30 protein-coding genes and 1 pseudogene are annotated in these 26,437 nt (G+C 74.3%); 17 read left to right on the top strand and 14 right to left on the bottom strand.

Translation table 11 applies throughout. The features are described 5' to 3' along the window. Positions 1 to 86 precede the first annotated feature (86 nt). Together ACZ6Y7_RS07590 and ACZ6Y7_RS07585 are read left to right on the top strand one after the other, a co-directional pair. The gene (locus ACZ6Y7_RS07590) at positions 87 to 1,112 is read left to right on the top strand and encodes a YihY/virulence factor BrkB family protein (RefSeq protein ID WP_465756901.1); all 1,026 of its coding nucleotides are present in this window, start codon (positions 87 to 89) and stop codon (positions 1,110 to 1,112) included. A 253-nt stretch (positions 1,113 to 1,365) separates the two neighbouring features. After that, a complete protein-coding gene (locus ACZ6Y7_RS07585; RefSeq protein ID WP_465756900.1) occupies positions 1,366 to 1,728 on the top strand; it encodes a PRC-barrel domain-containing protein in 363 nt (120 codons plus the stop codon). Positions 1,729 to 2,009: 281 nt separating this feature from the next. Here the strand turns inward: ACZ6Y7_RS07585 and ACZ6Y7_RS07580 are convergent, their stop codons facing one another. After that, positions 2,010 to 2,558: a hemerythrin domain-containing protein gene (locus ACZ6Y7_RS07580; protein ID WP_465756899.1), complete on the bottom strand. Its 549-nt coding sequence runs from the start codon at positions 2,556 to 2,558 to the stop codon at positions 2,010 to 2,012. A gap of 292 nt (positions 2,559 to 2,850) precedes the next feature. Between ACZ6Y7_RS07580 and ACZ6Y7_RS07575 the strand changes: the two genes are divergently transcribed. The 3 genes from ACZ6Y7_RS07575 (at position 2,851) to ACZ6Y7_RS07565 (ending at position 4,861) form a co-directional block, all read left to right on the top strand. Next, entirely contained in the window at positions 2,851 to 3,636 is a 786-nt protein-coding gene (locus ACZ6Y7_RS07575; RefSeq protein ID WP_465756898.1) for a ribonuclease BN, read from the top strand. A gap of 311 nt (positions 3,637 to 3,947) precedes the next feature. Further along, on the top strand, positions 3,948 to 4,169 hold the full coding sequence (locus ACZ6Y7_RS07570; RefSeq protein ID WP_465756897.1) for a DUF6458 family protein: 222 nt from the start codon (positions 3,948 to 3,950) through the stop codon (positions 4,167 to 4,169). A gap of 275 nt (positions 4,170 to 4,444) precedes the next feature. Continuing rightward, positions 4,445 to 4,861 (top strand): CBS domain-containing protein, encoded by a 417-nt coding sequence (locus tag ACZ6Y7_RS07565; protein WP_465756896.1) that lies wholly within the window; start codon positions 4,445 to 4,447, stop codon positions 4,859 to 4,861. Between the two features lie 372 nt (positions 4,862 to 5,233). On the opposite strand, the gene ACZ6Y7_RS07560 is transcribed toward ACZ6Y7_RS07565, so the two are convergent. The 4 genes from ACZ6Y7_RS07560 to ACZ6Y7_RS07545 form a co-directional block, all read right to left on the bottom strand. Further along, on the bottom strand, positions 5,234 to 6,331 hold the full coding sequence (locus ACZ6Y7_RS07560) for a carboxylate-amine ligase (RefSeq protein WP_465756895.1): 1,098 nt from the start codon (positions 6,329 to 6,331) through the stop codon (positions 5,234 to 5,236). A 126-nt stretch (positions 6,332 to 6,457) separates the two neighbouring features. Then, positions 6,458 to 7,195 (bottom strand): hypothetical protein, encoded by a 738-nt coding sequence (locus ACZ6Y7_RS07555; RefSeq protein WP_465756894.1) that lies wholly within the window; start codon positions 7,193 to 7,195, stop codon positions 6,458 to 6,460. Positions 7,196 to 7,227: 32 nt separating this feature from the next. Then, positions 7,228 to 7,752 carry a MarR family winged helix-turn-helix transcriptional regulator gene (locus tag ACZ6Y7_RS07550; protein ID WP_465756893.1) on the bottom strand — a complete coding sequence of 175 codons (525 nt, stop codon included), beginning with the start codon at positions 7,750 to 7,752 and terminating at the stop codon, positions 7,228 to 7,230. Then, complete coding sequence (locus ACZ6Y7_RS07545; RefSeq protein WP_465756892.1) at positions 7,749 to 9,512, bottom strand: MFS transporter; 1,764 nt, start codon at positions 9,510 to 9,512, stop codon at positions 7,749 to 7,751. Before ACZ6Y7_RS07545 ends, ACZ6Y7_RS07550 begins: the two co-directional genes overlap by 4 nt. A 213-nt stretch (positions 9,513 to 9,725) precedes the next feature. Here ACZ6Y7_RS07545 and ACZ6Y7_RS07540 point away from each other — a divergent pair, with 213 nt between their 5' ends. After that, positions 9,726 to 10,025, top strand: a complete 300-nt coding sequence (locus tag ACZ6Y7_RS07540) for a hypothetical protein (RefSeq protein ID WP_465756891.1) — start codon at positions 9,726 to 9,728, stop codon at positions 10,023 to 10,025. 130 nt (positions 10,026 to 10,155) lie between these two features. Here ACZ6Y7_RS07540 and ACZ6Y7_RS07535 read toward each other — a convergent pair whose 3' ends face one another. Continuing rightward, positions 10,156 to 11,097: a hypothetical protein gene (locus ACZ6Y7_RS07535; RefSeq protein ID WP_465756890.1), complete on the bottom strand. Its 942-nt coding sequence runs from the start codon at positions 11,095 to 11,097 to the stop codon at positions 10,156 to 10,158. Further along, on the bottom strand, positions 11,084 to 11,608 hold the full coding sequence (locus tag ACZ6Y7_RS07530; RefSeq protein ID WP_465756889.1) for a SigE family RNA polymerase sigma factor: 525 nt from the start codon (positions 11,606 to 11,608) through the stop codon (positions 11,084 to 11,086). The genes ACZ6Y7_RS07535 and ACZ6Y7_RS07530 overlap by 14 nt, the downstream gene beginning before the upstream one ends. A 330-nt stretch (positions 11,609 to 11,938) precedes the next feature. On the opposite strand from ACZ6Y7_RS07530, the gene ACZ6Y7_RS07525 reads away from it, so the two are divergent. The 5 genes from ACZ6Y7_RS07525 to ACZ6Y7_RS07505 all read left to right on the top strand — a co-directional run bounded on the left by ACZ6Y7_RS07525 (position 11,939) and on the right by ACZ6Y7_RS07505 (position 16,582). After that, entirely contained in the window at positions 11,939 to 13,093 is a 1,155-nt protein-coding gene (locus tag ACZ6Y7_RS07525) for an inorganic phosphate transporter (protein WP_465756888.1), read from the top strand. After that, positions 13,090 to 13,356 (top strand): hypothetical protein, encoded by a 267-nt coding sequence (locus ACZ6Y7_RS07520; protein ID WP_465756887.1) that lies wholly within the window; start codon positions 13,090 to 13,092, stop codon positions 13,354 to 13,356. Before ACZ6Y7_RS07525 ends, ACZ6Y7_RS07520 begins: the two co-directional genes overlap by 4 nt. Positions 13,357 to 13,730: 374 nt before the next feature. After that, on the top strand, positions 13,731 to 15,110 hold the full coding sequence (locus tag ACZ6Y7_RS07515) for a histidine-type phosphatase (protein WP_465756886.1): 1,380 nt from the start codon (positions 13,731 to 13,733) through the stop codon (positions 15,108 to 15,110). Between the two features lie 158 nt (positions 15,111 to 15,268). Further along, positions 15,269 to 16,036 (top strand): hypothetical protein, encoded by a 768-nt coding sequence (locus ACZ6Y7_RS07510; RefSeq protein ID WP_465756885.1) that lies wholly within the window; start codon positions 15,269 to 15,271, stop codon positions 16,034 to 16,036. A gap of 195 nt (positions 16,037 to 16,231) precedes the next feature. Beyond that, entirely contained in the window at positions 16,232 to 16,582 is a 351-nt protein-coding gene (locus ACZ6Y7_RS07505; RefSeq protein WP_465756884.1) for a hypothetical protein, read from the top strand. A 49-nt stretch (positions 16,583 to 16,631) separates the two neighbouring features. Here ACZ6Y7_RS07505 and thpR read toward each other — a convergent pair whose 3' ends face one another. Together thpR and ACZ6Y7_RS07495 are read right to left on the bottom strand one after the other, a co-directional pair. Continuing rightward, on the bottom strand, positions 16,632 to 17,213 hold the full coding sequence (gene thpR / locus ACZ6Y7_RS07500; protein ID WP_465756883.1) for an RNA 2',3'-cyclic phosphodiesterase: 582 nt from the start codon (positions 17,211 to 17,213) through the stop codon (positions 16,632 to 16,634). A 258-nt stretch (positions 17,214 to 17,471) separates the two neighbouring features. Continuing rightward, on the bottom strand, positions 17,472 to 18,125 hold the full coding sequence (locus ACZ6Y7_RS07495) for a GOLPH3/VPS74 family protein (protein ID WP_465756882.1): 654 nt from the start codon (positions 18,123 to 18,125) through the stop codon (positions 17,472 to 17,474). Positions 18,126 to 18,382: 257 nt separating this feature from the next. Between ACZ6Y7_RS07495 and ACZ6Y7_RS07490 the strand changes: the two genes are divergently transcribed. Both ACZ6Y7_RS07490 and ACZ6Y7_RS07485 read left to right on the top strand, forming a co-directional pair. Then, positions 18,383 to 19,375, top strand: coding sequence for a nitronate monooxygenase (locus tag ACZ6Y7_RS07490; protein ID WP_465757014.1), 993 nt, complete (start codon positions 18,383 to 18,385; stop codon positions 19,373 to 19,375). A 53-nt stretch (positions 19,376 to 19,428) separates the two neighbouring features. Next, entirely contained in the window at positions 19,429 to 19,569 is a 141-nt protein-coding gene (locus tag ACZ6Y7_RS07485; RefSeq protein ID WP_465756881.1) for a hypothetical protein, read from the top strand. Positions 19,570 to 19,652: 83 nt separating this feature from the next. Here the strand turns inward: ACZ6Y7_RS07485 and ACZ6Y7_RS07480 are convergent, their stop codons facing one another. Next, complete coding sequence (locus ACZ6Y7_RS07480) at positions 19,653 to 20,189, bottom strand: YrhB domain-containing protein (RefSeq protein WP_465756880.1); 537 nt, start codon at positions 20,187 to 20,189, stop codon at positions 19,653 to 19,655. Between the two features lie 136 nt (positions 20,190 to 20,325). Between ACZ6Y7_RS07480 and ACZ6Y7_RS07475 the strand changes: the two genes are divergently transcribed. Continuing rightward, positions 20,326 to 20,730: a hypothetical protein gene (locus tag ACZ6Y7_RS07475; protein WP_465756879.1), complete on the top strand. Its 405-nt coding sequence runs from the start codon at positions 20,326 to 20,328 to the stop codon at positions 20,728 to 20,730. 60 nt (positions 20,731 to 20,790) lie between these two features. Here ACZ6Y7_RS07475 and ACZ6Y7_RS07470 read toward each other — a convergent pair whose 3' ends face one another. Continuing rightward, positions 20,791 to 21,747: an SDR family NAD(P)-dependent oxidoreductase gene (locus ACZ6Y7_RS07470; protein ID WP_465756878.1), complete on the bottom strand. Its 957-nt coding sequence runs from the start codon at positions 21,745 to 21,747 to the stop codon at positions 20,791 to 20,793. A 386-nt stretch (positions 21,748 to 22,133) separates the two neighbouring features. Between ACZ6Y7_RS07470 and ACZ6Y7_RS07465 the strand changes: the two genes are divergently transcribed. Next, complete coding sequence (locus tag ACZ6Y7_RS07465; RefSeq protein ID WP_465756877.1) at positions 22,134 to 22,787, top strand: hypothetical protein; 654 nt, start codon at positions 22,134 to 22,136, stop codon at positions 22,785 to 22,787. A 43-nt stretch (positions 22,788 to 22,830) separates the two neighbouring features. On the opposite strand, the gene ACZ6Y7_RS07460 is transcribed toward ACZ6Y7_RS07465, so the two are convergent. Continuing rightward, entirely contained in the window at positions 22,831 to 23,463 is a 633-nt protein-coding gene (locus ACZ6Y7_RS07460; RefSeq protein WP_465756876.1) for an AAA family ATPase, read from the bottom strand. Between the two features lie 82 nt (positions 23,464 to 23,545). Further along, positions 23,546 to 23,932 (bottom strand): hypothetical protein, encoded by a 387-nt coding sequence (locus ACZ6Y7_RS07455; RefSeq protein ID WP_465756875.1) that lies wholly within the window; start codon positions 23,930 to 23,932, stop codon positions 23,546 to 23,548. 196 nt (positions 23,933 to 24,128) lie between these two features. Between ACZ6Y7_RS07455 and ACZ6Y7_RS07450 the strand changes: the two are divergent. Beyond that, a pseudogene (locus ACZ6Y7_RS07450) lies at positions 24,129 to 24,636 on the top strand (DUF6624 domain-containing protein). A gap of 94 nt (positions 24,637 to 24,730) precedes the next feature. On the opposite strand, the gene ACZ6Y7_RS07445 reads toward ACZ6Y7_RS07450, so the two are convergent. After that, positions 24,731 to 25,495 carry a maleylpyruvate isomerase family mycothiol-dependent enzyme gene (locus ACZ6Y7_RS07445; RefSeq protein ID WP_465756874.1) on the bottom strand — a complete coding sequence of 255 codons (765 nt, stop codon included), beginning with the start codon at positions 25,493 to 25,495 and terminating at the stop codon, positions 24,731 to 24,733. A gap of 296 nt (positions 25,496 to 25,791) precedes the next feature. Between ACZ6Y7_RS07445 and ACZ6Y7_RS07440 the strand changes: the two genes are divergently transcribed. Then, complete coding sequence (locus ACZ6Y7_RS07440; protein ID WP_465756873.1) at positions 25,792 to 26,349, top strand: hypothetical protein; 558 nt, start codon at positions 25,792 to 25,794, stop codon at positions 26,347 to 26,349. Positions 26,350 to 26,437: the final 88 nt, after the last annotated feature.

Genomic DNA, 26,437 nt, shown 5'->3' with positions numbered 1-26,437 from the left:
GCGCCTGGCCACGGGCCGGGGCCGCACACCGGGCCGCGGTGAGGGCGTCGAAGGTGTGGATCGTGGCGGGCGGGCACACGCTGACCATGGGACTCTTGCGACGAACACGCGACGGACAAGCGAATGACGCGACGACGCGGGGCCCGCAGCAGGCCGCGGACCACGGACCGGACGAACCGACGGACGTACCGGCTCGCGGCTGGTGGCACGTGCTCAGGCGCACGGGCCGGGAGTTCCTCGACGACGAGCTGCCGGACCGTGCCGCCGCGCTCACGTACTACGGAGTGCTGGCGGTGTTCCCGGCCTTGCTGGTGCTGGTGTCGGTGCTCGGCCTGATCGGCACGTCCGCGACCAACGGGGTGCTGGACAACCTGCAGCAGCTCGCGCCCGGATCGGCGCGCGACATTCTTCGCAGCGCCGTCACGCAGGTGCAGGCCGGCCGGGGAACGGGTGGGCTGCTGGCCGTGGTGGGCCTGGCGGGTGCCCTGTGGTCGGCGTCCGGGTACATCGCGGCGTTCATCCGGGCGGGCAACGCGGTCTACGACATCCGGGAGGGGCGGCCGGCCTGGAAGACCACTCCGCTACGGATCGGACTGACCCTGCTGATGATGGTGCTGCTGATGGCCAGTGCCGTGATCGTGGTGTTCACGGGCCCGCTGGCGAAGCGGGCCGGGGACGTTCTGGGACTCGGGGACACCGCGGTGACGGTCTGGTCGATCGCGAAGTGGCCGGTGCTGGTGGCGCTGGTGTCGTTCATGATCGCGCTGCTGTACTGGGCGGCGCCGAACGTCCGCGGCCGGGGTTTCCGGTGGATCTCGCCGGGCAGCGTGCTGGCGGTGCTGCTGTGGCTGGCCCTGTCCGGTGGTTTCGCCGCGTACGTGGCGAACTTCGGCTCCTACAACAAGACCTACGGCACTCTCGCCGGGGTGATCGTGTTCCTGGTGTGGCTGTGGCTGTCCAACCTGGCGATCCTGCTGGGGCTCGAGTTCGACGCCGAGCTGGCGCGGGAGCGGGCCATCGAGGGTGGCATGTCCCCGGCGGAGGAGCCGTACGTGCCGCCTCGGGACACCCGGAAGTGGCCGGACGAGGAACACGGCGGCGGCCGGGCCTGAGCCAGCGCGGCTGAGCCGTCACGGCGGAGCCCGTCACGGCTCAGCCCGTCACGGCGTCACGCCCCCGAAGGGCACGGCAGGGCCCGGACAGGACCGCTCTCGCGTCCGCTCGCCGAACGGGCCGGTCGCGCGTTCGGCCCGGAGCCGCCGGACCCGCTCGCGGGAGCGCGCCGCGGGCATGGAACCGCAGAGCGCGGGAAGGCGGTCGCCACGGAGCGCGCCGCACGGGCGGCGCCGTGACGCGAGGAGAGAGATGAGCGCCAGCAGGATCTGGGAGTTCCGTTCCGAATCCGGCCACGTCTCGGGCGCCGACCTGGTCGGCTTCCACGTCGAGGCCACCGACGGCCCGATCGGCAAGGTCGACAAGCACTCCGAGGAGGTCGGCGCCTCCCACCTCGTGGTCGACACCGGCCCGTGGATCTTCGGCACCCGGGTCCTGCTGCCGGCGGGCACCGTGGCCAGGGTCGACCCGCACGAGAAGAAGGTGTACGTCGACCGCACGAAGGACGAGATCAAGAACGGCCCCGCGTTCGACCCCACCCACGGCAGCGGCGCCGACTACCAGGCGGGCTACGACGCCTACTACGGCCCCTTCTACGTCGGCCCCTTCCTCTGACCGGCCCCCGGACGCGCCGCGCGGGGACCGCGCGGACCGACGGGCACGCGCCGGGCGCCGTCACCCTTCGCCGGGCGGTTCCTCCGGGAACCGTCCGGCGTCGGCGCGTGGACGGCGGCCGGACGCGGCCGACACCCGGCGTGGACGCCGGCTCCCGGACGCGGAGGCCGACTCCCGGGCGCGGCTCGCCGCGGCCGCCGGGCAGGGCCGATCGGCGCCGGAACGCGTCATGGGCCGGCCCGCCGTTCCTCACGGCGGGCCGGCCCATGACGGGCCCGAGGTCAGGACTTGCCGCGGCCGGTCACGAGGTCGCGGGCGCGGTCGACGAGGCCCGTACCGGCGGCGAGCAGCTTGTTGTCGGGCGCGTCCGGGTGGGGACGGGTGGGCGCGAGCTTCTTCGCTCGCCGGACCTGGTCGCCCAGTTCGTTCAGCCGCTCCGCCGAGCAGGCCTTGGCCAGGGCCGGGAAGAGGTTCTGTTCCTCGTCACGGATGTGTGCCGACACCTCCGAGACGATCCGGTCGACCAGCACGCCGAAGCGGGCGTCACCGCAGTCCACGCCCTCGAGTTCCTTGAGGAGCTTCTCGACGGTCTCGTGGTCCGCGATCTCCTTGTCCGCGAGTTCCGCGCCGCCGGGCACGTGTTCCCGCACCGCGGGGTACAGGTACTGCTCCTCGGCCACCGAGTGGCGCACCAGCTCGATGGTGAACTGGTCCGCGACCTCGCGGCGCCGCTCGTCGCCCGCGGGCAGCGCCTGGACCCGGGCGAACAGCTCCTCCACCTCCCGGTGGTCCGTCATCAGTTCGTCGATCACGTTGCCGCCGTGTCCCATGTGCCGTTCTCCTGTCCGTGGAAGGGTCTCGCCGCACTGCCGCCCCAGGTGGGCCGCCGGCGTTGATCCCCCTCATAACCCGCATTTCGGACTGTATGCGGGCCCGTCGGCACGGCTGCCCCGATGCGTTACCGAACGGACGGCCGGGCGGACGGCTGGGCGGACGGCCTTCCCTGGGCAGCGGGAGGGCGTTGCCGTCCACCCGGAGTGTCCCGACACCGTTTCGGGGCACGGCGCCGGTAGCTTCGGGCCCGCCGGAGGCCGGCGGAGTCCAGGAGGGAGGGGGTGCGGGGTGAGCGGGGTGCGGTGGGTCAAGGCGCGGGGGGCCGAGCTGTGGCGGCGCGGGCGGGCGTTGCAGGTGCTGGAGCGGTCGATGGCGTTCGGGGCGCTGTTCCTGGTGACGTTGATGCCGTTGCTCGTGGTGATCGCGGCGGCGTCGGCCAGCCGCGGCAGCGGGCTCGCGCAGTGGATCACCGACGGGATGGGCCTGCGGGCCGCGGGCGAACGGGCCGTCCGGGACTTGTTCAGCAGCCGGGGCCGGACCCTGAGCACGACCACCGTGGGCGGTGTGGTGGCGGTGGCGGTGTTCGGAGTGTCGTTGATGGCCTCCGTGCAGGGTGTGTTCGAGCGGGTCTGGGACCTCCCCCGGGGTCCGTGGCACAGTGCCGCCCGACAGGCCGTCGGCCTCGCGGGCCTGCTGGGTTACATCCTCGCGGCGGAGTGGAGCGGCCAGCTGGGGCGGTCCACGGTGCTGCAGCCGGGACTGCGGATCGCGGTCACCCTGGGCGGAGGCGTCCTGCTGTTCTGGTGGCTGCAGCACCTGTTGCTCGCTTCCCGCGTCGAGGGCAGGCTGCTGCTGCCGGGCGCGGTCGCCACGGTGGTGGCTCTCGTCGGGCTCTGGTTCTTCTCCTACCTCGTGCTGGCGCCGTTGCTGGTGGCCAACGCGGTGTCCTACGGCACGGTGGGCACCGTCCTGGTGGTGCAGTCCTGGCTGGTCGGGGTCGGCTACACCATCTACGGCGGGGCGCTGTTCGGCCGGGTCCTGATCAGACCGTCCGCGCCCGCAGATGCCGAGTAGCAGTCCTGTCCGACTCGTTCAGGAAGGGCTGGATCCCGGCGGTGACCGGTGCAGCGTCGTCGACCTGCCGGAGCCACCGGCATTCCTCGCTACGAGGCTTCGACACTCGGGGGGGGTTCGCCCGGCGACGAACTCCCCCGCTACACCGGCGGCCTGACCGAGACGACATCTGCAGCCCCGCACGGTCGCCGCTGACCGCTGGCGGCAGGAGGCCGGACCCGCCGTCCTCCGGGGAGTTTCGTCGCCACCGGCATCCGATCCCGGATCCGGGGCAGTCGGGGGACAAGCCGACTGATGAGGAGTGAGACAGCATGGGTATCGGTGGCTGCATCGGGTTGTTCGCCGTCGGCGCCATCATGGTCTTCGCGACGGACTGGCATCTGAAGGGCATCAACGTCCACATGGTCGGCTGGATCCTCATGGCCGCCGGCCTGCTGGGAATGATCACGTACGTCAACGTGTTCCGGCGCCGGCGCGTGGGCCGCAGGGTGGACGCCGACGAGGTGGTCGAAGAGCGCCGCTACTACGAGTAGGCCGCCGTAGCCGGACCGACGGCGAGGAGTGGGAGTCGCAGGCCGACTCCCGGCACCACGTCGTGGCGTCCTTCGTGGGTGCCGGGGACGGTATCGCGCGCACTCGGCCCGCTCGTCGGTCTCGACCTCGACGACGGCCTCGGGATTCACCGGCAGGAAGGTGGGCAGCCGCGCTGGCGAGAGAGCGGACGACACCGCGACCCCGCGTGGGGCAGCGTCCAGGCCGACGCGCGGCGCGGCGCGTCCGGTGACCCCTACGACGCGAGGAGAACGCCATGACCACGGCTCGCGAGATCATGACCGAGGGCGCCGAGTGCATCGGCGAGCTGGAATCCGTCCTGGAGGCCGCGAAGAAGATGACCGGGCTGGGAGTCGGCGCCCTGCCGATCTGTGGCACCGACGACCGGCTGAAGGGAGTCCTGACCGACCGTGACATCGTCGTCAAGGTCCTCGGGGCCGGCCAGGATCCCGCCCGGGTGAAGGCCGGCGAACTCGCGCAGGGCGAGGCCGTCACCATCGGCGCCGACGACGACGCCCACGAGATCCTGCGCACCATGGGCTCCCACCAGGTGCGCCGGCTGCCCGTCATCGACGGCCACCGCCTGGTCGGCATCGTCGCCCTGGCCGACGTCGCCCGCGCCCTCCCCGATGCCAAGGTCGGGGACCTTCTCGAGGCCATCTCCAGCGACTGACGCTGCTTCACGAGGCCCTGGACCCGTTCCGTCGCTGCGGCGTCCAGGCCTCCAGGCGCCCAGGCCTCCAGGCCTCCAGGAGGCGGGCGCTTGTGTGCCCCGGTGGCGGCAACGGTGCCGCTCATGGTGCAGGGCGCGATGGTCGCCTCGGAGCTGCTGCGGATCGCCTTGACCTCGCCGGAGCCCGCGGTCCTTGCGACCACGGCGGTGATCGGCCACCGAGGGTGCCGATCACCGCCGCCATCACGACGCCGCCTTCCCCGCCGACCGGGTCGGCGATCGTGGTGGAGCGGGTGAGCCACGTCCCTGCCCTGGAGGTTTCTGCCGATGGTGGCGACGGACCGCAGACCACCGTCTTCGCGGAGGCGGCGGTCAGTGGCCGGTGGTCTGGTCGGTGACCATCGCCACGAGGCCGGTACGGCCCTCGGCATGCAGCCGGCGCAGCTGACGTGTGGCGCCGTTGCCCTCCTTCAGGAGGTGTTCCAGGACGGGGGTGATGTGGCGCTGGTCCCCCGTGTGGTCGATCACCGGGCCGATGTGGTCGAGAAGGGCGGCGGTGGCTTCGGCGGCAGGGAGCAGACGGCCGGAGAGGGGTTCGAACACGGTGCTCGTGGTGCCGTGGCGCGCGCTGTGCCACACCGCGGCCGTGAGGAGTTCGCCATGGACCGGCGCGGGCTCGTGCCCGGCTCGGGCGTCGGTGAGGGACCGGGTGGCCAGGGCCCGCGCGATGCCTGCGAGCATCACCGCTTCGTCGGGCCGCAGCTGGACGTCCATGGCGCGGACCTCGACCGTGGGGAAGCGCTCGGAGAGGCGGATGTGCCAGTAGACCTGTCCGATGTCACGGATCAGCCCGCTCTCGACCAGGGCGGTGGTGCGCAGACCGTAGTCCTGCGCACCGTCGAACCGTGGCGGCGGTCCGCTGACGGGCCAGCGGCCGAAGACGATCGTGCGCCAGCTGGCGAACCCGCTGTCGGTGTTCTGCCACAGCGGCGAATTGGCCGCCAGCGCGACCAACAGGGGCAGCCAGCCCCGCAGCCCGTTCATCACCGTGACACCGGCCGCACGGTCGGGAATCCCGAGGTGGACGTGCATCCCGCAGATCAGCTGCTCGTCGGTGAGCCGTCGGGCATCGGCGTGCATGGCACGGTAACGGGCGGTATCGGTCACCGGCACGGGGAGGCGCTCGGCGAACGGGGCAGCCCCGCACGCCGCCAGCCGGCAGCCCTCCTCCCGGGCGGCCTCCCCCAGGGCCAACCGCATCCGCAGCAGGTGCCCGCCGGCTTCCTCCAGACCCCGGCAGACGGGGGTGGCGACTTCGAGCTGCGCCTGGAGGAGTTCGTGCTGGACCTCGCCGCGCTGAAGCGCGGGTTGGAGGCGCGCGGCGCGCCGTACCTGGGCGGCGCGCGCCCTCGGGAGGCCGGTGGCGGGGTCCAGGAGGAGGTATTCCTCCTCTATGCCGAGAGTCAGCATGCCGAGCAGGTACCCGCGCGCGGGAGGCCCATGCGGCCGCCGTCCTGTCCGGTGGGCCGCCGTTGCGCGCAGCACTGGGGCGGGGTGGGGGGCGAAGCGCCGGTCGGCTGCCAGAGGACGTCCTGCTCACGCCTCCCAGGGATACTCCGGCGGCCAGCGGTAGCCGAGCTTCTCGGCGGCCGTCTGCGAACCGCCCCAGACCTGCGCCGTGGCACGCGGGTCCTCGGCGGTCAGGCGGGCTTCGAGTCGCTCCGCCTGACCGGCCGGGTCGTCCGCGGAGATCGGCAGTCTGATCCCGAACTGGAGCCAGTCGTCCTCGCACTCGTCACGGACGCGGGGATGGCGCAGTACGACGTCGATCCAGCCGGGTTCCTTCCAGCTGTCCCAGATCGCTTCGAGCTCGCAGTCCCATGCGGCCAGCCCGCTGCCGTCTCCCGTCAGCTTCGCTTCGAGGAGGTCGGCGACCACGGCGCCGGTCCACTGCCACCTGCGGTCCGCCTCGGCCCGGGCGACCTCGGCGTCGTACTGGGCGGCGGAGAACCGGTAGTCGGCCAGACGGAAATCGCTGTCCATCGGATTGCGCCAGCCGGTCCAGCGCACGTGCTCCCTCTCGCGCCTGATCGTCACGTGGGCGGCGCCGCAGCACGTGTCCACGCATCCGGTCTCGGCGATGCGGACCTCGCGAGGGGTGGCGGTGGCCCGCAGCAGCCCGGCCGAACCCAGCAGGTGCCTCGGTCTGACGCTCCGGTAGCGGGTGTCGGCGAACACGTCCCGTCCGCCGATGATCGGGCGGACCTCCAGCCCGATCCCGGCGGTCGGCGGGCAGATGATGCGCAGTTCCAGCACGTCCACGGCGTCGGTCACCGGCCGATGATGGTCGACCGGGCCCGCCGCTGTCACCAGGATTGACGCCGAGGCTCCCCCGGCCCCTCAGGCTCCTCCGGCCCCTCAGGCTCCTCGGGTTCGTCCAGCAGCAGTTCCAGCAGGGGCAGCGCCGCCTCCAGCTCGCGGCACTGGCGGGCGCTGAGCCGGGTGCTGCGGCGGGCCAGGAGGGCGGAGCGTTCCCGGCGGATCCGGCCCAGCGCCTCCTCGCCCTGCGGTGCCAGGGTGAGGAGTTGGGAGCGGCCGTCCAGGGGGTCCGGTGACCGGGCGATCAGTCCGCCGGCGGTCAGCGGCGCCAGCGTGCGGACCAGGGAGGGCACCGTCACCCCCTCGCGCGCCGCCAACTCCCCCAGTCGCAGCGGTCCGTGCTGCTCCACCCGGGCCAGCGCGGAGAGCTGGGCGGCGGTCAGGTCCTGGTGGCCGGAGGCGCGGGTCAGCTGCCGGTTGAGCCGGCCGATCACCAGGCGCAGCCTGACCACCCCCTCGGCGGACAGCCCGGCGCCGTCGTCGCCACCGCGGGTGCCTGCCGCGCCGGTCATGGCGCGTCCGCCTTCGCCGACGCCCGGTGCGGCCCGGTGGCGGGCGACCGGGGGCGTTCGCGGACCAGCGAGGCGGCCGCCGCGACCAGGGACATGGCGATCGCCAGCCAGAACACCACGACCAGGCCCTGGTGGAAGGGCCCGGAGATCAGCTGCGGGAAGAACTCCCGGCCGGTCAGCGTCTGCGCGTTGGCCGGCGGCACCTGCCCGAGCACGTGCGGTCCGAGCAGCTCCCGGACCGGGTTGTAGCCGAGGAAGGCGGCGAACAGGGTGCCGACCGGCGGCAGCGCGGCGATGGCCCGGGCGTCCCCGGCCGGGACGCCCTGCGCGGTGAGACCGGCCGTGAGGGTGTGCGGCAGCGAGCCGGCCAGGCCCGCCACCATCAGCGAGAAGAAGACGCCGATCGAGAGCACCATCCCGGCGTTCTGGAAGGTGGCCCGCATGCCGGAGGCCGCGCCGCGCGCCTCCGCGGGCACGCTCGACATGATCAGCGAGGTGTTGGGCGCGGCGAACAGGCCGCCGCCCAGGCCGTTCAGGAACACCAGGACGGCGAACCACGGGTAGCCGAAGTCGGTGGGCAGCAGGAGGAGTCCGGCGAAGGAGAGCGCCATCACCACCAGCCCGCCGGAGGCGAACAGCCAGGCCCCGGCGCGGTCCGAGAGGTAGCCGGACAGCGGTCCGGCGGCGAGGAAGCCGATGGTCAGCGGAACGAGGTAGACGCCCGCCCACAGCGGGGTGTCGGCGTAGTCGTAGCCGTGCAGCGGCAGCCAGATGCCCTGGAGCCAGATGATCAGCATGAACTGGAGCCCGCCGCGGGCGATCGAGCCCAGCAGGGTGGCGGCGTTGCCGCCGGTGAAGACCCGGTCGCGGAAGAGCTTCAGCGGGAACATCGGCTCGGCGACCCTGGACTCGACCAGGCAGAAGACCGCCAGCAGCGCCGCCCCGCCGATCATCCCGGCCAGCACCCAGGGGTTGGTCCAGCCCATGGTGCGGCCGCCGTAGGGCTGGATGCCGTAGGTGATAGCGGCGAGCAGGGCGGTCAGGCCGACCGCGAACGTGACGTTGCCCCACCAGTCGATCCGGGCGGGCCGCCGGACACCCGTGTCGCGCAGGGAGCGGTACGCCCAGACGGTCCCGAGGACGCCGATCGGCACGTTGACCCAGAAGATCGACCGCCAGTTCCACTCGGCCAGCAGGCCGCCCAGCACCAGGCCGATGAAGGAGCCGGCGATGCCCGCGACGATGTTCACCCCCAGCGCGGTGCCCCGGCGGTTGGCCGGGAACGCGTCCGTGATGATCGCGGCGGAGTTCGCCATCAGCATCGACCCGCCGACCGCCTGCACCACCCGCCACCCGATCAGCCAGAGCGCGCCGGCCCCGCCGTTCAGCGGGTCGAGCGCGAGCGCCACCGAGGTGAGGGTGAAGATCAGGAATCCGGCGTTGTAGATCCGCACCCGGCCGTGGATGTCGCCCAGCCGGCCGAGGGTCACCACCAGGACGGCGGTGACGAGCATGTACCCCATCAGCATCCAGAGCAGGTAGCTGACGTTGCCGGGCTGCAGCGGGTCCAGCCCGATGCCGTTGAAGATCGCGGGCAGCGAGATCAGCACGATCGACGCGTTGATGGTGGCGACCAGCGTGCCCAGGGTGGTGTTCGACAGCGCCACCCACTTGTACCGGGGGTGGTCGGCTGCCACACCGCCGCGGACGGGACGGGCGCGTCCGGTCCGGCTGCCGCTGTCGGAGAGTCGAGTCGCCACCGCTGCCTCCTGGTGCGGGGCCCGTGCCGGGCCCCCGGGGATCGAACAGGGGGATCGCGAAATCGATAGCTTGCGCCAGCCAACGATAGGCCGATTGGGGGCGGGACGGTAGGGCCCCGGGGTGCGCCCGGAGGGCAGGGGGACGCGCACGGCGGCGCCCGGCCGGAACTCGGCGCTTGACAGTTAGGCAAGCCTTACCTAAATTCGTCGTCCATGTTCCGCAAGCGCACCGCCGCCCCCGCCGCCACCCGCCCGGCCACCCCCCGGATCGGCCTGCTGCCGATCGACCCGCAGGCCGACCTCGGCCGCCGCGCCTGGGTGACCTGCCCGAGCTGCGACGACGGCCGGGACTGCGCCGCCTGCGCCGAGGACCGCACCTGCGCCGACCACTGGCGCTACCTGCTGGCCCACACCGGCAGCCTGCTCCACCTCCAGTGCCCCGCCTGCACCCACGTGTGGGACCACGAGTCGGGCTTCGGTGCCACCCGCCACACCCGCCACCGCCCGGCCTGACGCCCGCGCCCGGGTGCCCGACGCCCGGGTGCCCGAGTGCCCGCGGTACGCCGGGGAGCGCCCGGTTCAGTCGTGCCGGGAGCCAAGGCGCGTCGGGGCGACGGGGTGGGGACACGGCGGTTCGGGCCGTTCAGTCGCCCGTGGCGTACGGCGAGCGGCTGAGCGTCGGGCTGGGCCTGGTGGAGTCGTACACCTGCTGCACCTCCCGCAACGTCGCCTCGGACGGTTGCCGCAGGCAGGCCGTCACCTCGACCACCGCGCGCGGGCTGCCCGTGACGATGGTGCGCACGCCGAACTGCCGGCGGGTACCGCCGAAGCCCTGGCACTCCTTGTCGGGCCCGGTCTCGACGAGCCTGGTCTGGTCCCAGCCGGACTTGTCGACCAGCGCCGGGTCCACCAGGCGGAAGGTGAGCACCGCGCCGCCGTCGGCCAGTCGCAGCGGGACGGAACACCCGAGGGGGCCCTCCACGCAGGTCGGCGCCCGGTCGAACGGCTGGGTGCCGAGGTAGCCGAAGCGCCCGGCGGAGTCCAGGGCCGGGGTGGCCACCGCGTGCCAGTCCGCCGGCGCGTCGACGAGCATCACCGGGAACAGCGGGAAGAAGACCGTGCCCGCCGGGGTACCGGGGGAGCCTGCCACCCCTTCGGCCCCCCCTCCCGACGGCACGGACGGCACCGACGGCACCGGCGCGGCCGAAGGCAGCGGATCGGCCGAAGGCACCGGATCGGCCGAGGGCGACGGAGCGGCGGACGGCGGCGAAGAGGCCGACGGCGACACCGCGGGGCTCTGCGCCGCCGCGAAGAGCGACCCGGCCGGTGGCTCCGCTCCCCGCCCGGGTGCGAGCGCGGGCGCGGCGGCCAGGACGGCGGCGGCGAGTCCGACTCCCAACCCGGCCGCGAGCCCGGCCACCCGCCGTCGGCGCTTGGCCCGGTCGACGCGGGCGAGGACGCGTTCCATCCGGTCGTCCGGCGAGGCCAGGACCGGAACGGCGTCCCGGAGCAGGATCCGCAGCTCCTCCTCGTCGTGCCCCCCGCCGGTCGGCCCGTCCGGGTCGAGCAGGTCAGTTCCCCTCACGACGTCCCCCCTCCAGCAGGAGTTCCCGGGCCGGAAGCCGGCCGCGCAGCAGGGCCAGCGCCCGGTGCGTCTGGCTCTTGACGGTGCCCGTGCTGCAGCGCAGCACCTCCGCGGTCTCCTCGACGCTGAGGTCCTCGAAGAAGCGGAGCACCACCACGGCCCGCTGACGGGGCGCCAGCGAGCGGATGGCCTCGGCGACCACCTGGCCGAGCACCACTCCGTCGAACGGGTCCGCCGCCGGCGGCGGCTCCGGCAGTTCGCCGTGCGGCAGCTCCCCGGTCCAGCGCCGTCGCCACCAGGAGACGTGGCAGTTCACCATGACCTTCCGCAGGTACGCCTCGGGCCGGTCGGGCGCGATCTGCCGCCACTTGGGCCAGACCTTGGCGAGCGCCGTCTGCAGCAGGTCCTCGGCCTGGTGCGGGTCGCCGGTCAGCAGCCAGGCCACCCGCAGGAGTTTCGGCCCGGCGCCGGCGACGAACTCCTCGAAGTCCGGTGGTGTCGCGTTCGTCATCCTGCCGTCGTCCCCGCCATGGTGTCCGTGCCGTTCCCATCTGCCGCAGCGGCCGGTCGGGCCGCGGTCTCGTCGTTGCTCTCACGGCAGCTCGACGCGGTGGGGCGCGTCCCGGGTTGCCTGCCGGCTCGACCCGTTCGACCCCGCTCGACCCGGCCCGACCCGGCCCGACCCGGCCCGACGATACGGCCGCCCTTCCGCGGGCCGTCCGGCGCACCCCGGGACTCCTCGCCGGGCCGCTGGCCCGAACGGGTGATCCCCCTCGGCGCCGCCCCCGTCCGGGTGGCCGGGGACGGGGGCGGCGGCGGTCCTCAGGCTAGGTTCGTTCCCGTGACCAGCAACGACGCGGTTCTGGCGCTGGTGGTGGCCACCGCGCTGGCTTTCGACTTCACCAACGGGTTCCACGACACCGGCAACGCCATGGCCACCTCGATCGTCACCGGAGCCCTTCCCCCGCGCGTCGCGGTCGCCGTCTCGGCGGCACTGAACCTGGTGGGCGCCTTCCTGTCGACGGCGGTCGCCGCGACCATCGCCAGCGGGCTGGTGCAGAGCCACGACGTGACGCTGACCGTCGTCATGGCGGGCCTGACCGGCGGCATCCTGTGGAACCTGACGACCTGGTATGTCGGGATCCCGTCCAGTTCCTCGCACGCGCTGATCGGCGGCGTGGTCGGGGCGACGATGGCGGCGGCCGGCTCCTCCGCCGTCAAGTGGCAGGGCCTGGTCGCCAAGGTGATCGTGCCGGCCGCCCTGTCACCGTTCATCGCCGGCACGATCGCGGCGATCGGCACCTTCCTCGTCTACCGCCTCACCCGCGACGTCGCCGAGCGCCCCCGCACCCGCGGCTTCCGGACCGGGCAGATCGGCTCGGCCTGCATGGTCTCGCTCGCCCACGGCACCAACGACGCGCAGAAGACCATGGGCGTCATCACCCTCGCCCTGATCGCCAACGGCACGCTGAGCGCGGGCGCGAAGTCCCCGCCATGGGTGATCGCCTCCTGCGCCGTGGCCATCGCCCTGGGCACCTACATCGGCGGCTGGCGGGTCATCAGGGCGCTGGGCAAGGGCCTGGTCGAGATCGAGCCCCCGCAGGGGATGGCCAGCGAGTCGGCCTCGGCCGCCGTCATCCTCTGCTCCACCGACTTCGGCTACTCGCTGTCCACCACCCACGTCGCCACCGGGTCGATCCTCGGTGCCGGGGTCGGCAAGAAGGGCGCGGTCGTCCGGTGGAACATCGCGCACCGCATGGTGGCGGCCTGGCTGCTCACCCTCCCGGCCGCAGGCCTGGTCGGGGCGCTGGCCTACTGGGTCGCCCACGGGATCGGCGGCACCGCCGGGGTGGTGGTCGTCTTCGTCGTCCTGGTGCTGGCCTCGATCGCCTTCTTCGTCGCCTCCCGCCACCCCGCCGTCACCCCGGAGAACGTCAACGCCGCGTGGACCGGCTCGGTCGTCCCTCCGCCTCCCAGCGACGAGGTGCCCCTGTGAAGTGGATCGATCTGGACGCGCTCTGGAAGATCATCGTGGTGGGCCTGCTCACGGGTGCCGGCCTGCCCGCGCTGTTCGCCGTCGGCCTGCGCGCCCTCGCCCCGCCGAGCGGAACGGGGCCGAGCGGGGCCGAGCCGACGGGAACCGGCCCGACGGGAGCCGGACGCCCCGGGGCCGGCGGGTACGCCGTCGCCGCGGTGTGCTTCGCGGTCGTCCTCGCCGCGGTCGGCTGGGGCATCTCCGTCATCGTCAACCACAGCTGACCGCAACGGTGGAGGCGGCTCGGCACGGACGACAGGGACGGCGGACGCCCGGGTGGTTCACCCGCCGCGTACCGCCGCACCTTCCAGGGCCGGGAGGCCGCCGTCCGGTCCCGATGAGAAGGACTCAGTACCGCGGGAAGCGGCGCTGAGCCCCTGGCTCCGGCCGGAGGAGCCGCTCCGGGCTCGCCGCCGTCGACACCGTTCCCCGCGCGCGGGACAATCGAGGGAGTGCTCCCGGCCGGCCCCTCACGTGCCGTTCAGCCGTCCTTCATCCCGTCCACCGCCCGGTGTCGGCGGTGGTTCCCGTCGCTGCGCGAACCTGCGGAGCGACCGAGGCTACCGACCGGTAGTCCGCTGCGACCGAAGGACCCGCGTTGAAGCGCACCGCTCCGCTCTCCGTCGTCATGGCCGCCTCCCTGGCCGTCGGCGTCCTGTGCACCGCAGGATCCTCCTCCGCCCGGGAGGCGGGCGCCGCGCCGCACGCCGGCCGGGACCTGTACGGCACGAAGACGCCCTACGCGCCGCAGGAGAAGGCGGACCACTACCAGCGCCCGCCCCGGGGCTTCAGCCCGGTGTTCACCGAGAACGTCGCCCGGCACGGCTCCCGGGCCATGTCGGACGGCAAGGACGGCGAGGCCGTGCTCGCCCTGCTGCGCACGGCCGAGGAGCAGGACGCCCTCACCGGTCTGGGCGAGGACCTGGGCCCGCAGGTGCGGTCGCTGCTGGACGCGGCCTCGGCCCTCGGCTTCGGCAACCTCTCCGCGCGCGGGGCGCAGGAGCACCGGCAGACCGCGCTGCGCATGGAACAGCGCCTGCCCTCCCTGTTCGCGAGGATCGCCACCGAGCACGAGCCCGTGGTCGTCGAGACCTCGGGCGTGGCGCGGACCGTGGCGAGTGCCGGCGCCTTCACCGGCGGTCTGACCGAAGGGGACCCGGCGCTGGCGGGCCTGATCAAGGCGCCGGTGACCGACAAGGACCTGCTGTACTTCCACAAGCAGCCGCAGAACGCCGACTACCAGGCCTACCTGGCGGGCGACCCCCAGCTGGCCGCCGTCCTCGCGGCGATCGACGCCGACCCGCGCACCGCCGAGGCGGCACGGCACGTCGTCGCCCGCCTGTTCCGGCAGGACTTCGCCTCCGCGCTGCCGACCGCCGACCAGGTCTCCTTCGCCCGCTCCCTGTACCAACTCTTCGCCGCGGCGCCCGACCTGAGCGTCGAGGCCCCGGACGTCGACCTCACGCGCTTCCTCACCCCGCGCGACGCCCAGTGGTTCGCCTACCTGGACGACGCCGAGGAGTTCTACCAGAAGGGCCCGGCCTTCAGCGGCCGCACGATCACCTACCGGATGGCCGGCGTGCTGCTCGACGACCTCCTCGCCCAGGCCACCGCGAAGGCGGACGGCTCCAGCGACAACGGCGCCGTCCTGCGCTTCACCCACGCCGAGGAGATCGAGCCGCTCGCCGCCCTGATGGGCCTGCCCGGCAGCACCGAGCCCGCCGGCCCCGCCGGATCCGGGGAGCCGTACTCCTACCGCACCAACCCGTGGCGCGGCGCGGAGGTCGCGCCGATGGCCGCGAACATCCAGTGGGACCTGTTCGCGAACACGCCCGCCGACGGCACGTCGCCGACCTACCTGGTGCGGATGCTCTACAACGAGCAGGAGACCGCCTTCAAGCCCTCCTGTACGCCCGTCAGCCGGGGCAGCCACTTCTACGACCTCAAGGAGCTCAAGCGCTGCCTCGGCCACGGCTGACGGGTGACGGCTCACGGCTGACGACCGCCCTGGTCCGTGCGCCCGGCCGGGGCCGGCTGACCGGACCACGTCGCGGTGCGCAACCGGAGGCGGCGCGTCGACGTCCACCCGGGTACGAAGGGCAGCTCGACTGCCCTACTCCTGGGGGGACTTCACACATGTCGATCGACGACGCAGAACCCGCGCCACCGCCGCCCGGCACGCTGCCGCCCTGCCCGAGCTGCGCGCGCACGGACCGGGTCCGCGGCGTACCGGCCGTCCACCTGGACGAGCGACGGAACGTCACCGTGCGCCGGTCCGACCGCGACGGCCGCACCCGGACCACGACCCACGAAGAGGTCTCCGCGCTCGGCCGAGCCCTGGCCCCCGCGCCGCCCACGGCCACCCCGGCGGCCCGGACACTGCTGACCCTCGGCCTCCTGGCGCTGTTCGGGGCGGTCTTCACGTTCATCCAGGGCGCCATGGCGCGCAGCGCGCCCGTCCTCCAGCAGCCCGACTTCTCGCCGCCGGACTGGGTGACCAGGAACCCGGGGTTCCCGCACGGCTTCTCGTACGACCTCCCGACCGACCTCCCCGGCGCCCTTCCGAAGGCCGCTCCGGCCCCGTCGGTGACGCACGCGGCGGCGCCGCTCGCCGACGCGAACGACGCGCTGGTCCCGCTCTGGGGGTCGTACCTGATCCTGCTCGGCGCGCTGGCCCTGCTGGCGGGCGGGACGGCGCTGCTCCTCGCCAGGCGGCAGCGCCTGGCCGGCCGGCCGCGGGCCGAGCAGCTCTGGAACCAGGCGTGGTACTGCGCCCGTTGCGGCACCGCGCACTTCCCGCCCGGCGCCGGGCAGGGCACCGCGGCGCTCCCCCTCACGGACTTCCGTCGGGTGGTCTGGACGGCGGGCGGCTACGGCGACCTCGCCGAGCACTACCGGCCGTAGGGCTTGCCCCGCGGATCCGGCCCACCGGGCGGTCTGGCGCGCCCCCGCTCACGGCCGGCCGCCACTGGGGCGGGCCGGCCGGGCCGCCGAGCGCGTCCGAGCCCAACCGGGGTGCCGGCCAACGCCGTTGGAGCGGCGGCGCGGACGCGGGGGCGGCGCTCCGGCCGGGCGGGGGCAGCGGTGAGGGGGCGGAGCATGCCGCTCGTCGACGGGACCTGCGCGCCCACCGTGCCCGAGCCGCTCCTGCGCGCGTCGGGCGCCGCGCTGCCGCACCTGGTGTCCCTGGCCGTGGAGGGCCCGGAGGAGCCGGACGACGGTGACCTGCGGCCCGGGGACGTCGAGATCCGCTTCCGGCCGCCGGGCCCGCGGGACGGCATCGGGCTGCCGGTGGCGATCGAGATCACGTCGACGTGGACGGCCGGCCGCCAGGCCGCCCGCCAGGAGCGGGTGGACAGGCTCCAGGCGGACCTCCGTGCCGCCGCCGGACCCGTCGACTTCGGCGTCCACCTGTCCCTGTCGCGCGCCGCGTGGCCCCAGCGGGACTGACCAGTCCTCCTGAGGCGTCCCCGGCGGCGACGGCCCGGACGGCGGTGCCTCAGGGACGCCCGAGCGGCCAGGCCTCGATGTCCCGGTAGCGGATCGGCCCGGGCCCGCGGCCGATGTTGCTGCCGACCAGGTGGAGGCGTTCGGTCCGCCACGGCCGGCCCGCGAACCCGGTCAGCCCGGCCGCGGCCAGCGGCACGCTGACGGAGTCGTCGCGGCGGGACCGCGCCAGCGTCAGATGGGGGTACAGCGGGCGCTCCCGGAACGCGATCCCGTGGGACCTCACCAGCTCCCGGACGTCGGCGGCGAGCACGTGCAGCCCGTCCAGGTCCCCGTCGATCCCGCTCCACAGCAGGCGCTCGTCGAAGTGGCCGCCGCCGCGCAGGCGCAGCCGCAGCGCGGGGCGCGACGCGGCCAGGGCGGCCAGCGCCGACCGCAGTGGCGGCACCGCCGTGACCGGCAGTTCGCCGAGGAAGGCGAGGGTGATGTGCCAGTCCTCGATCCGGTTCCACCGCAGCCGCGGGTACCCGGCGTAGGCGGACTGCAGGGCGCGGGCCAGTTCGTCCTTGGCGTCGTCGGGCGGCGCGAGTGCCACGAAGACCCGCAGGGTCGGCGGCTCGGGGGGAACGTCCACGAGGGGGGAGGCTAGCCGAAGCCCGCCCGTCGACGCCCGCCCGTGACCGAGCGCCTTGCCCGAACGGCCGTGACCGAGCAGCCGTGAACCCTGTCCGCGCTGCCCGGCCCGCGGCGCGGCGGGGCCCCGGGAAGGGGTCGGGAGAGCCGGTCGGAGGAGCGGGCGGAGGCGGGCGTCCTTGTCGGTGGGGGTCGGTGAGGACGTCCACCGACCGCCGGCGGGTCCGCCGTCGCGCCGGCCGGGGCGGGCCCGGCCCGCTCAGCCGCCGCCCAGGCCGCCCTGGCCGGCGATCATGGCCAGGTTCAGGCCGCCGACGGCCTTGGCCAGGCCGGGGGCGTGGTCGGCGAGCCGGTGGGTGAGGGCGGAGATCCGGTCGGCGTGGGCCCGGCGGTCGTCCCGGGAGAGCACCAGCCGCAGGTGCCCGTGGGCGGCCAGCGCCGCGAGGACGGCGTCCGCGAACGGCGCCCGGGCGACCGGCGTGCCACCGCGGACCAGTTCGGCCACCCGGGCCTGGAGGTCCAGGGCCTCGCGCGGGTCGTCCATCGTCACCGGGCGGTGCGGCACGACCGGGCCGTAGGGGTCGCGGTCCGCCATCGTCACCACGCCGAGCACCGCGAGGCGCTCCTCGACGGCTTCCAGGGTGACGTCGCGACCGCGCCGGATCCAGGCCTTCCAGCTGCGCGCCGCCCCGCCCAACTCGGCGAGCAGCTCGTCCAGGACCGGGTCCGCGGTGGCCGCGCCGGAGACCACCCGGACCCGGCCCGCCCCGTCCTCCTCGACGGCGCCCCGGTGGGCGAGCTCGGCCAGGGCGGCGGCGCGCACCAGGTAGCCGGCGCGGGTGCGGTCCTGCAGGGCCCCGGCCCGGGTGTCGAAGGCCAGCAGGTAGGTGTCCAGGTGCAGTCCTCGGCTCATGGCACCGACGATACGGCGCGCCCGGCCGTACGCCGTCCGCCCGCAGGACGGGCCGCCCTCCCCCTGTGGGCGTACCCGGAGGACCCGCGGAGCCGACCGCAGCGCCACCGGCCTTCCCGGGATCCGTGCCCACGGTCTAGCGTCGACGGCGAAGGGCCGGATCCCGCGCCCCGTCGTCCCCTGACCCCCGCCCGCCCGTTCCCCCGGAGTTCCGTGATGCCCCGCGATCTGACCGCCCTCCCCACCGCACTGCCCGTCTGGGCCGCCCCGATGGCGGGCGGCCCCGGCACCCCGGCGCTGGTCCGGGCCGCGGCCCGGGCCGGGGGGGGCTCGGCTTCCTCGCGGGCGGCTACCGGACCCCCGCCGAGCTCGCCGCCCAGATCGCCGAGGTCCGGTCCTCGGGCGTGGTGTTCGGCGTCAACCTGTTCGCCCCGAATCCGCTCGCGGTCGAACCGGACGCCTACCGCGCCTACGCCCACGTCCTCCAGCCGGAGGCCGACCGCCACCACGTCACCCTCCCCGCCGACACCGTCACGGAGGACGACGACGCCTGGGCGGACAAGCTCGACCTGCTCCTCCGGACCCCCGTCCCCGTGGTCTCCTTCACCTTCGGGCTGCCGCACCCCGACACCGTCCGGGCCCTCCAGGACGTGGGCAGCCTGGTCGCCCAGTCCGTCACCACCCCCGCCGAGGCCCTCGCCGCCGCCGAGACCGGAGCCGACCTGCTGGTCGTTCAGGCTCCGGCGGCCGGCGGACACTCCGCGACCCTCACCCCGGCCCGGCCCCTCGCCCCGACCCCCCTGCCCGACCTGGTGAGCGACGTCCGGCGCACCGTCCCCCTGCCCCTGATCGCCACCGGCGGCATCGCCACCCCCGCCGACACCGCCGCCGCCCTGCGGGCCGGCGCGCACGCCGTGATGGCCGGCACCGCCTTGCTCCGCACCCACGAGAGCGGCGCCTCCGCACCCCACAAGGCCGCCCTGGCCGACCCGGCGTCCACCGGGACGGTCCTGACCCGCGCCTTCACCGGCCGCCCCGCCCGCGCCCTGCGCAACCGGTTCACCGAGACCTACGAACCGCTCGCCCCGCTCGGCTACCCGGCGGTCCACCACCTCACCGGCCCGCTGCGCAGGGCCGCCACCGCCGCCGGCGACACCGACCTGATCCACCTGTGGGCCGGCACCGGCCACCGCCTGGCCCGCACCGAGCCCGCCGCCGACACGCTCGCCCGCCTCGCCGCCTTCCGGTGACGCACCCGGGAGCCGTGCCGGCGCGGTGCCGGTGCCGGTGCGGTGCCCTGCGCATGGCCAAACAGAAGCCCGACCTGCTCACGGCCCTCGCCGTGGACAAGGACGGCTTCCTGAACGTCGCGTGGGTCGTCGGCACCCAACCCTGGCACGACCCCGTCCGCTTCGGACCGCCCGCCTTCCCGTCCACGCAGTAGTCCACGCCCCGGCTCGTCGGGGGGGCGGGTCCGCAGCCGCCGCCCCGACGCGGTCACGCGTACCGCTGGTCCGGGAAGTGCGCCTACCGGACGGGGCCGGCCAGCGTCTCGATCGGGCCCAGATCCCGCCAGGCGTCGGGGTCACGGGTGAGGCTCAGCAGTTCCTCGGAGGGTTCGCTGCCGTCCCTGACGCTCTCCACGTAGGCCTTCGCCTCCCGCAGGCTCATCCGTCCGGCCCGCTTGCGCAGGTGCCGCATGGCGGCGGCCGTCCCGGCGGACTGCGCGAGGCGGCGGACGGCCGCGGCGAGCGGGTCGGGCGCCCGGACGCCCTTGACCTGCCAGAGGTAGAAGTCCTCCCAGTCGTCCGTCCAGCGGCAGCCAGGAACGAAGTGGATGCTCCCGTCCTCCCGGTCGACCAGGAACGGCCCGCCCAGGAGGTTCCCGCGCCGCCCAGGATCCCGGGCGCCCTCGCCCGAGGTCCAGTAGCAGAGCCACCCCACCGCGCGCTCCTCGACGGCATGGACGACCAGATCCGGAATCAACCGCGCCCAGGCCCAGTTCGGCCGCTCGCGCGCCAACAGGGCGTCGACGAGCTCGACCGCCCGCTCCTTCGAGATCACGCGCCCATCCTCCCCCACCGGTCAACGGGGTTTCGCGCGCGCCCGGGCGTCCGGCCGGGCTCGGGGCCCGGCCTGTCAGCGGCGCCGTCTAGCCTGGGGCACCAGGGCGGAAGAGGGTTCGACCACGGGGGTGGGCATGACGGAGTCCCAGGAATTCGGGTGTGCGGCGTGCTGTGCCGAGGACGCCTCGGTCGCCCGGGCGCACCACCGGAGCCCCACGGGAGTCCGGGTCGAGAAGACGATCCTGGACGACTCGCACTTCATCGTCACCGTCCAGCGCTGCGGCGGCTGTTCGCAGGCCTTCGTGAGCGTCTTCACCGAGTACGTCGACTGGGTCGACTCGCGGGACGCGCAGTACCGGACCGTCCTGCCGGTCACCGACGCGGAGGCGGACGACCTGGTGGCCGGGCGGTTGAGTCCGCACCGGGTCGGCGCCCTCGGACGCGGTCGCCGCCATCTGCAGAGCGACTGGCCGAGCGAGGCCGACGAGCCGTCCGTCTACTGGGACAGCGGCGTGTTCGAGGTGCGCGAGGGGCGCTGACACGGCCGACCACGGCGGCGGCTGACCGGCATGCAGCTGCGCGAGCGGCCGGCGGGGCACCTACCGGAAGCCGAGGTGCGACTCGACGCCGGTGAGTTCCGCGCTGGCGGTCCACAGGCGGGCGGCGAGGGCCGGGTCGGTCATGTGCGGGAGGGCCGGCTCAGGCCGGGGGTCGCCGCGCAGGCCGAAGATCCTCGGTCCCCAGAGCTGCCCTCCCCGTACGTCGGGGTCGAGGACGGCGCGGACGATCGGCCATGCCCCGGCGTCCTTGCCCTGCACCAGGATGCCCGCGGGCAGCGCCCGCAGGCGCTCGCCGGGGGTCGCCGTGGGCAGCGGCGGGCGGGGCGGGGTGAGGGAGTCCAGCGCGCCGCCGGGGTGGGCCACCACGCTGAGCACCGTGCTGCCGGTGGCGCGCAGGCGGCGGTCGAGTTCGAAGCCGAAGCTCATCTGCGCCAGCTTCGACCGCCCGTAGGTGCGCTTGGGCCGGTAGTCCCGGGTCGACTGCAGATCGTCCGGGTCGAGTCGCTCGGAGCGTGCCGCGAAGCTGCCCACCGTCACGACACGGCCCTCCGGCGCCGCGGACAGCAGCGGGGCCAGCCACCGGGTGAGCGCGAAGTGGCCCAGGTGGTTGGTGCCGAACATCAGCTCGTGGCCGTCCGCGGTCTCCCGACGCGGCGGGTCGTCGAGCGCGACCCCCGCGTTGTGCACCACCGCGTCGAGATGACCGACGTCCAGCCCGTCCACGGCGGCCTTCAGCGACGACAGGTCCGCGAGGTCCAGCCGGAGGTGCCGCACCCGCGCCCCGGGGACGCGTGCGCGGATCGCCGCGCCGGCGGCCCCGGCCTTCGCGGAGTCCCGGCTGCCGAGCACGACGACGGCGCCGGCGGCGGCGAGTTGCTCCGCGACGAAGTAGCCGATCCCGGCGTTGCCGCCGGTGACCAGAACGGTCCTGTCCTCGGCGGACGGGAGCCGGCGGACGTTCCACGGACGGGTCCGGGAGGTGGGGGTGGAGGACACGGGGACCGGCTCCTTGCGCTCGGGGGCAGTGTGCTCACGGGGAGCACTGACCCGCCCACGCTCGCAGCCCCCACCGGCATCTCACCGACAGATCGCGGTCGCCCACCCGCCGAGCGCCGTCGGCCCGCCCGCACCTCAGGGGTCCGATGACAGTGGCGACGGGGGCCGACCTTCCCCGTGGTGGTGGCGATCACTAAGGTGTCGAGGCTGTGAGCATGCGTGAATCCGGTGAAGATCAGTGGCAAGAGTTCGTCAGGGAGTTCGAGAAGAGCAAGGCGGTGGAGAGGCCGGGTTCCGCCGATGGTGCGCGCCGGTCCGAGGGGCCGTCCGCCCGGTCGGAGGGGCAGCCGGGGCGGCCGTCGTCGTGGCGTCGGCTGCTGCCCGCGGTGACCGCTGTTCTGGTGGTGGCCGCGGGGGCGGGGGCGTACCTGCTCCAGACGTCGGATCCGGACCCGGCACCGGTCGCCGCACCTCCCGTGCCGGTCGCCCCCGTGCCGACCGCGCCCTCGCCGCGCGCGGTGACGCCCCCGCTCGACACTCCGGCGGCGGCACCGAACGATCCGGCCGCGCCGATCCCGCTGTCCGTCTTCCCCGCGCAGGTCCAGGGGTACTCGCTGGTGTCGAACGTGGCGTTCCCGGCCTGCACCGGCGCGAACACCGTGGCGCCGTCCCTCGCCGGGATGATCACGCAGGGGCACGGCTGTCTCGGCGCGGGCCTGGCGCTGTACCGGGACGCCGAGGGCAACCAGTACAACCTGGCGCTGTTCACCATGAAGGACCAGGGCGACGTCCCGCACCTGATCACCTTCCTGGCCTCCCACCCCGAGTCCTTCCAAGTCGCCGTCCAACTCCCGTCCACGGACTCGGGCCTGACCCGGCTGGCCGCCGCCGGCAACCGCGTGCAGGCGTTCGGGGGGCTGGGCCGCGCGCTGCTGGTCGGCCAGGCCCAGTGGTCCGACGGTCGGGTCGCGGACTTCGACAGACTGTCCGCACAGCTCTCGCCGCTGACGGACGCGATCATCCGCAACGTCCCCGCCTGACGGTGTGACGTTCCGCCCCCGGTCCCGCACGGTGACCGGGGGTTCAGTCGAACCGGATGTGCCGGGCCCCCGTCCAGGCCCGGCGCAGGCGTCCCCGGATCGCGCTGTCGGTGTCGGGGGCGAGGGTCAGCCCGGACGTCGTGGCGATGTCGTCGGCGACCTGCGGGACGGTCAGCCGGTCGGTCCACAGCTGCTGGGCGAACTCCTCCCCGCGCAGGCGCTCCAGGCACAGGTCGAGCTTGGACAGGGCGAAGCTCTCGCGGCGCAGCGGGGCGTCCTTCCCGGCCACCCACCGCACCGCGTGCCCGAAGCCGCGCTCGCTCAACCGTCGCACCACCGTGGCGCGCTCGGCCAGCAGCGCGAAGTGCCGGACGTCGTGGCCGCGTTCGCGCAACCGGCCGACGGTCTCGCGGAAGTACGCCGGTTCGACGACCGTCATCGGCACGATCACCACGCCGTGGTGGTCGGTGAGCGCACGGTCCAGCACCTCGAACACGCCCTGCCGCCAGGCGGGCAGGTCCTGGAAGTCCCCGCGCAGTGCCGGCGGCAGCATCCGGTGCAGACCGAAGCCCACGTGCTCGGGGTCGCAGACGACGCTGCCGGCGAGGCGCCGCCGGATCTCGTGCGCGGTCTGGGTCTTGCCGCCGCCGAACGGACCGTTGATCCACAGGAGCATGCCGCAGACCCTACGCGAACCGGCGGGCACCGCACCCTGGGCTCCTGGCCGAGTGGGCCTGGCCGCACCCGGCCACCCGCGCTCAGACCTGGTACGGCCAGACGGCGACGCGGCCGCGCTCGACACGGACCTCGACCCACGCCCCGTCGACACCGCCCGGCAGCGGCGGCCCGGCGAGGTCGAGGAGGATCAGCGACCCGTCCACGTCCAGGACGGCCCCGCCGTCCTGGTCGCGGCTCAGCACCCCGCGCAGCACCGTGTGGTCACCGTCCTCCCACAACCCCGGCGCGGCAACGGAGCTCAGCCGGGTGTTCCGCGGCCAGACGATGTCCTCGTCGACGGTCCACTCGACGCGGTGCTTCCGGCCCACCGGCTCGGCGGCCCCGCGCCAGACCACGACCGCGGTGCCCACCTCCGAACGCACCCGGACGAACACCGGCCCGGACAGGACGGCTCGCGCTGCTTCCACCGTGACCAACACCGGGCCTTCGTCTCCCACGGGACCGTCAGCGGTGCGTCGATCCGGTTCCGGCTCCGCCGATGGATCGAGTATCCCAACCTCCGGGCGGCCTTGTCACCGGCCTCCGGGAGGAGATTCCGTCGTGATGTGGGCACCTAGGGTTGCTGGTGACCAGGGAAGAACGTCGATCTGAGGGGGAGTGGGGATGACATCCGACATCGCCGCGGTGGCCGCGGAACTCACGGCGATGGCCGCGGCCGACCACCGGGGCGCGCGCCAGGCGAACGGCGATGACCCGGCGGAGCAGTTGGCGTGGCGTCGTTTGACGGCCCGGCACGCGGATCGTCTCGCCGAGATCATGGACGCGCACGGGTGGCCGACCGCGGAGCTGTTCGGTGAGGAAGCGGCTCGGGCCGCGTGGCTGATCGCCCAGCATGCCGACCGGCAGCTCGATGTCCAGCGGCGCGCGCTGCGGTTGATGGAGCGGGCGGTGGCCGACGGCCAGGCCCGCCCGCGCGATCTCGCCTTCCTCCGTGATCGCACGCTGGTGAACGAAGGGCGGAAGCAGGTCTACGGCACGCAGATCGCCGGGGTGAAGGGGGGGCGCGCCGGTCCCGTGGCCCTGCGAGGATCCCGAGCGCATGGACGAGCGCCGTGCGGAGGTCGGCATCCCGCCGTTCGCGGAGTACGTCGCTCGGTTCTCGGCGACCTGAACCCCTCCGGGTGTCCGGCGGATCACGCTCGCGCCTGATCCGCCGGACAACTGCCGCCGTCCGGACGCTCGGGCTCTGCGGTGGCGGTGCCCTCTCAGCCCCAGTTCTGCAGCTGCCGGAGCAGGTCGGCGTCGCCCTCCGTCCGCAGCGAGTCGGCCGGGATGCGCATGTACATCAGCAGGGCCATCTCGCTCGCCGTGCCGTGGACGGCCGCGGTGGGCTTGCTCTCGGCGGCCTCCGCCGGGGTGAGGCGGGTGAAGCGGGACCCGGCGGCGTCCACGGTCTGGCGCCAGGAGCCGCCCTCGGCCGTGTGGTAGTCCATGGTGGCGGGCTCACCCGGCCACGGAACAGTGACGGTGCAGACGGTGGCGAGGAACTCCTCGACGGCGTCGAGCGCCTCGGGCGTCGGCAGCTCCTGCGGGGTGCCGGAGGCCAGCTGGGCGTCGTAGGTGTGGATCAGTGACTCCGGGACGCGGCGGCGGGCCACCGCCGCCACGGTGTGCGGCGAGGCGAGCGGCTCCCACCAGGCCCAGCAGCCCCGGTCCGGGCCGGCCTCGCGCAGCGCGGTGAGCAGCTGGCCGGTCGAGTCGGCCAGCCAGGTGGTGAGGGCCGCACGCTCCCTGGGCGCCGCCAGCCCGTCCTTGCTCGGCCGCTCGTCCCCCGGCGCGGTGTTCCGCACGATGTGGGCCCAGAAGCGGTCCCCCTCACTGAGGTGGTTCGCCAGGTCGTACAGCGTCCAGCCGGGGCAGCTCGGGACGTCGGCGTCGAGGCTGGGGGCCGCGGCGACGGCGGCGCGGAACGCGGCCGACCGCTCGTCGATCATCCGCAGCAGGGTGGGGAAGGAGAGGTGCTGAGTCACCCGGACCTTGTATCACCCGGTGTGGAGCCCCCGCACCCGATTTGGCGCCCGCAGGGGATGTGCCAGCGGGGGGCGGCCGCCCTGGAGACGGCCGCCTCGGCCACAGTGGAGCGGTAGCGGCCCCATCCGGGGGTTCAGGACGTGGGCGCCGTTGCCGAGCGTTGCCGAGCAGTCCCAAGCGGTCCCAAGCGGTCCCAAGCGGTCTCGAGCAGTCCCGAGCGGTCCTGACCGGTCCTCAGCGCGGAGAGGACCGGGCGTAGGCTCTGGCCTGATCACCGCCGCCATGAGAGGTAGAGATGGGCCAGAAGATCATCCGGTTCTCGGACCTGACCGGTACGCACGTGGAGAACGACGACGACCTGGTGCGCATCGTCGTCCGCCAGCACCCCGACCTGGAGGACGGACCGGTCGAGATCGAGGCGCTCGGCAGCGAACTGACGGCGGTGGAGGAGCTGGCGCTCGACCTGGTGACGGTCGAGCTGCACTACCCCGACGCCGACGGGCCGGAGACGGTCGTGATGGAGGCCGAGGCGTTCAACCGGCTGGCCTCGGCCACCCCGATGTCCGAGGTCCTGCGCACGGCCAAGCGGGTCGCCCCGGCGATCCCCGGCCAGGCCGCGGCGCCGGCCGGCGCCAAGGAGCGGGTCAACTACGCGAGCCTGGAACACGCCGGCAAGCCGCACAAGGGCCGCACCACCGACGCCGAGAAGCAGCTGGTCCAGCAGCACCTCGACGAGATCAACGAACGGCTGGCCGCCGCGGGGATCCGCACGATCGACCTCACCAGCCCGGAGCACGTAGCCCGGTACGGCCTGGAGGCCCTGGCCCGCGAGCGCGGCACCCTGCTCGGCTGACCGGCCGCGGCCCGGGAGCCCCGGGGCCGGCACCCCGCGGACGGCGCCGGCCCGCGGGCGCTGGTCCGGTCCGGCGGATCCTGTCGGA

Source organism: Kitasatospora sp. NPDC053308, from assembly GCF_055585785.1.
The sequence above is the reverse complement of the archived record's forward strand: the minus strand, read 5'-3'. Positions and strand labels throughout refer to the sequence as shown.

What these genes read in the sequence shown, in the direction of transcription:
- ACZ6Y7_RS07590 (WP_465756901.1), top strand. Translation starts at nt 87, where the DNA reads ATGGGACTCTTGCGACGAACACGCGACGGACAAGCGAATGACGCGACG.
- ACZ6Y7_RS07585 (WP_465756900.1), top strand. Translation starts at nt 1,366, where the DNA reads ATGAGCGCCAGCAGGATCTGGGAGTTCCGTTCCGAATCCGGCCACGTC.
- ACZ6Y7_RS07580 (WP_465756899.1), bottom strand. Translation starts at nt 2,558, where the DNA reads ATGGGACACGGCGGCAACGTGATCGACGAACTGATGACGGACCACCGG.
- ACZ6Y7_RS07570 (WP_465756897.1), top strand. Translation starts at nt 3,948, where the DNA reads ATGGGTATCGGTGGCTGCATCGGGTTGTTCGCCGTCGGCGCCATCATG.
- ACZ6Y7_RS07565 (WP_465756896.1), top strand. Translation starts at nt 4,445, where the DNA reads ATGACCACGGCTCGCGAGATCATGACCGAGGGCGCCGAGTGCATCGGC.
- ACZ6Y7_RS07560 (WP_465756895.1), bottom strand. Translation starts at nt 6,331, where the DNA reads ATGCTGACTCTCGGCATAGAGGAGGAATACCTCCTCCTGGACCCCGCC.
- ACZ6Y7_RS07550 (WP_465756893.1), bottom strand. Translation starts at nt 7,752, where the DNA reads ATGACCGGCGCGGCAGGCACCCGCGGTGGCGACGACGGCGCCGGGCTG.
- ACZ6Y7_RS07540 (WP_465756891.1), top strand. Translation starts at nt 9,726, where the DNA reads ATGTTCCGCAAGCGCACCGCCGCCCCCGCCGCCACCCGCCCGGCCACC.
- ACZ6Y7_RS07530 (WP_465756889.1), bottom strand. Translation starts at nt 11,608, where the DNA reads ATGACGAACGCGACACCACCGGACTTCGAGGAGTTCGTCGCCGGCGCC.
- ACZ6Y7_RS07510 (WP_465756885.1), top strand. Translation starts at nt 15,269, where the DNA reads ATGTCGATCGACGACGCAGAACCCGCGCCACCGCCGCCCGGCACGCTG.
- ACZ6Y7_RS07505 (WP_465756884.1), top strand. Translation starts at nt 16,232, where the DNA reads ATGCCGCTCGTCGACGGGACCTGCGCGCCCACCGTGCCCGAGCCGCTC.
- ACZ6Y7_RS07495 (WP_465756882.1), bottom strand. Translation starts at nt 18,125, where the DNA reads ATGAGCCGAGGACTGCACCTGGACACCTACCTGCTGGCCTTCGACACC.
- ACZ6Y7_RS07485 (WP_465756881.1), top strand. Translation starts at nt 19,429, where the DNA reads ATGGCCAAACAGAAGCCCGACCTGCTCACGGCCCTCGCCGTGGACAAG.
- ACZ6Y7_RS07475 (WP_465756879.1), top strand. Translation starts at nt 20,326, where the DNA reads ATGACGGAGTCCCAGGAATTCGGGTGTGCGGCGTGCTGTGCCGAGGAC.
- ACZ6Y7_RS07460 (WP_465756876.1), bottom strand. Translation starts at nt 23,463, where the DNA reads ATGCTCCTGTGGATCAACGGTCCGTTCGGCGGCGGCAAGACCCAGACC.
- ACZ6Y7_RS07440 (WP_465756873.1), top strand. Translation starts at nt 25,792, where the DNA reads ATGGGCCAGAAGATCATCCGGTTCTCGGACCTGACCGGTACGCACGTG.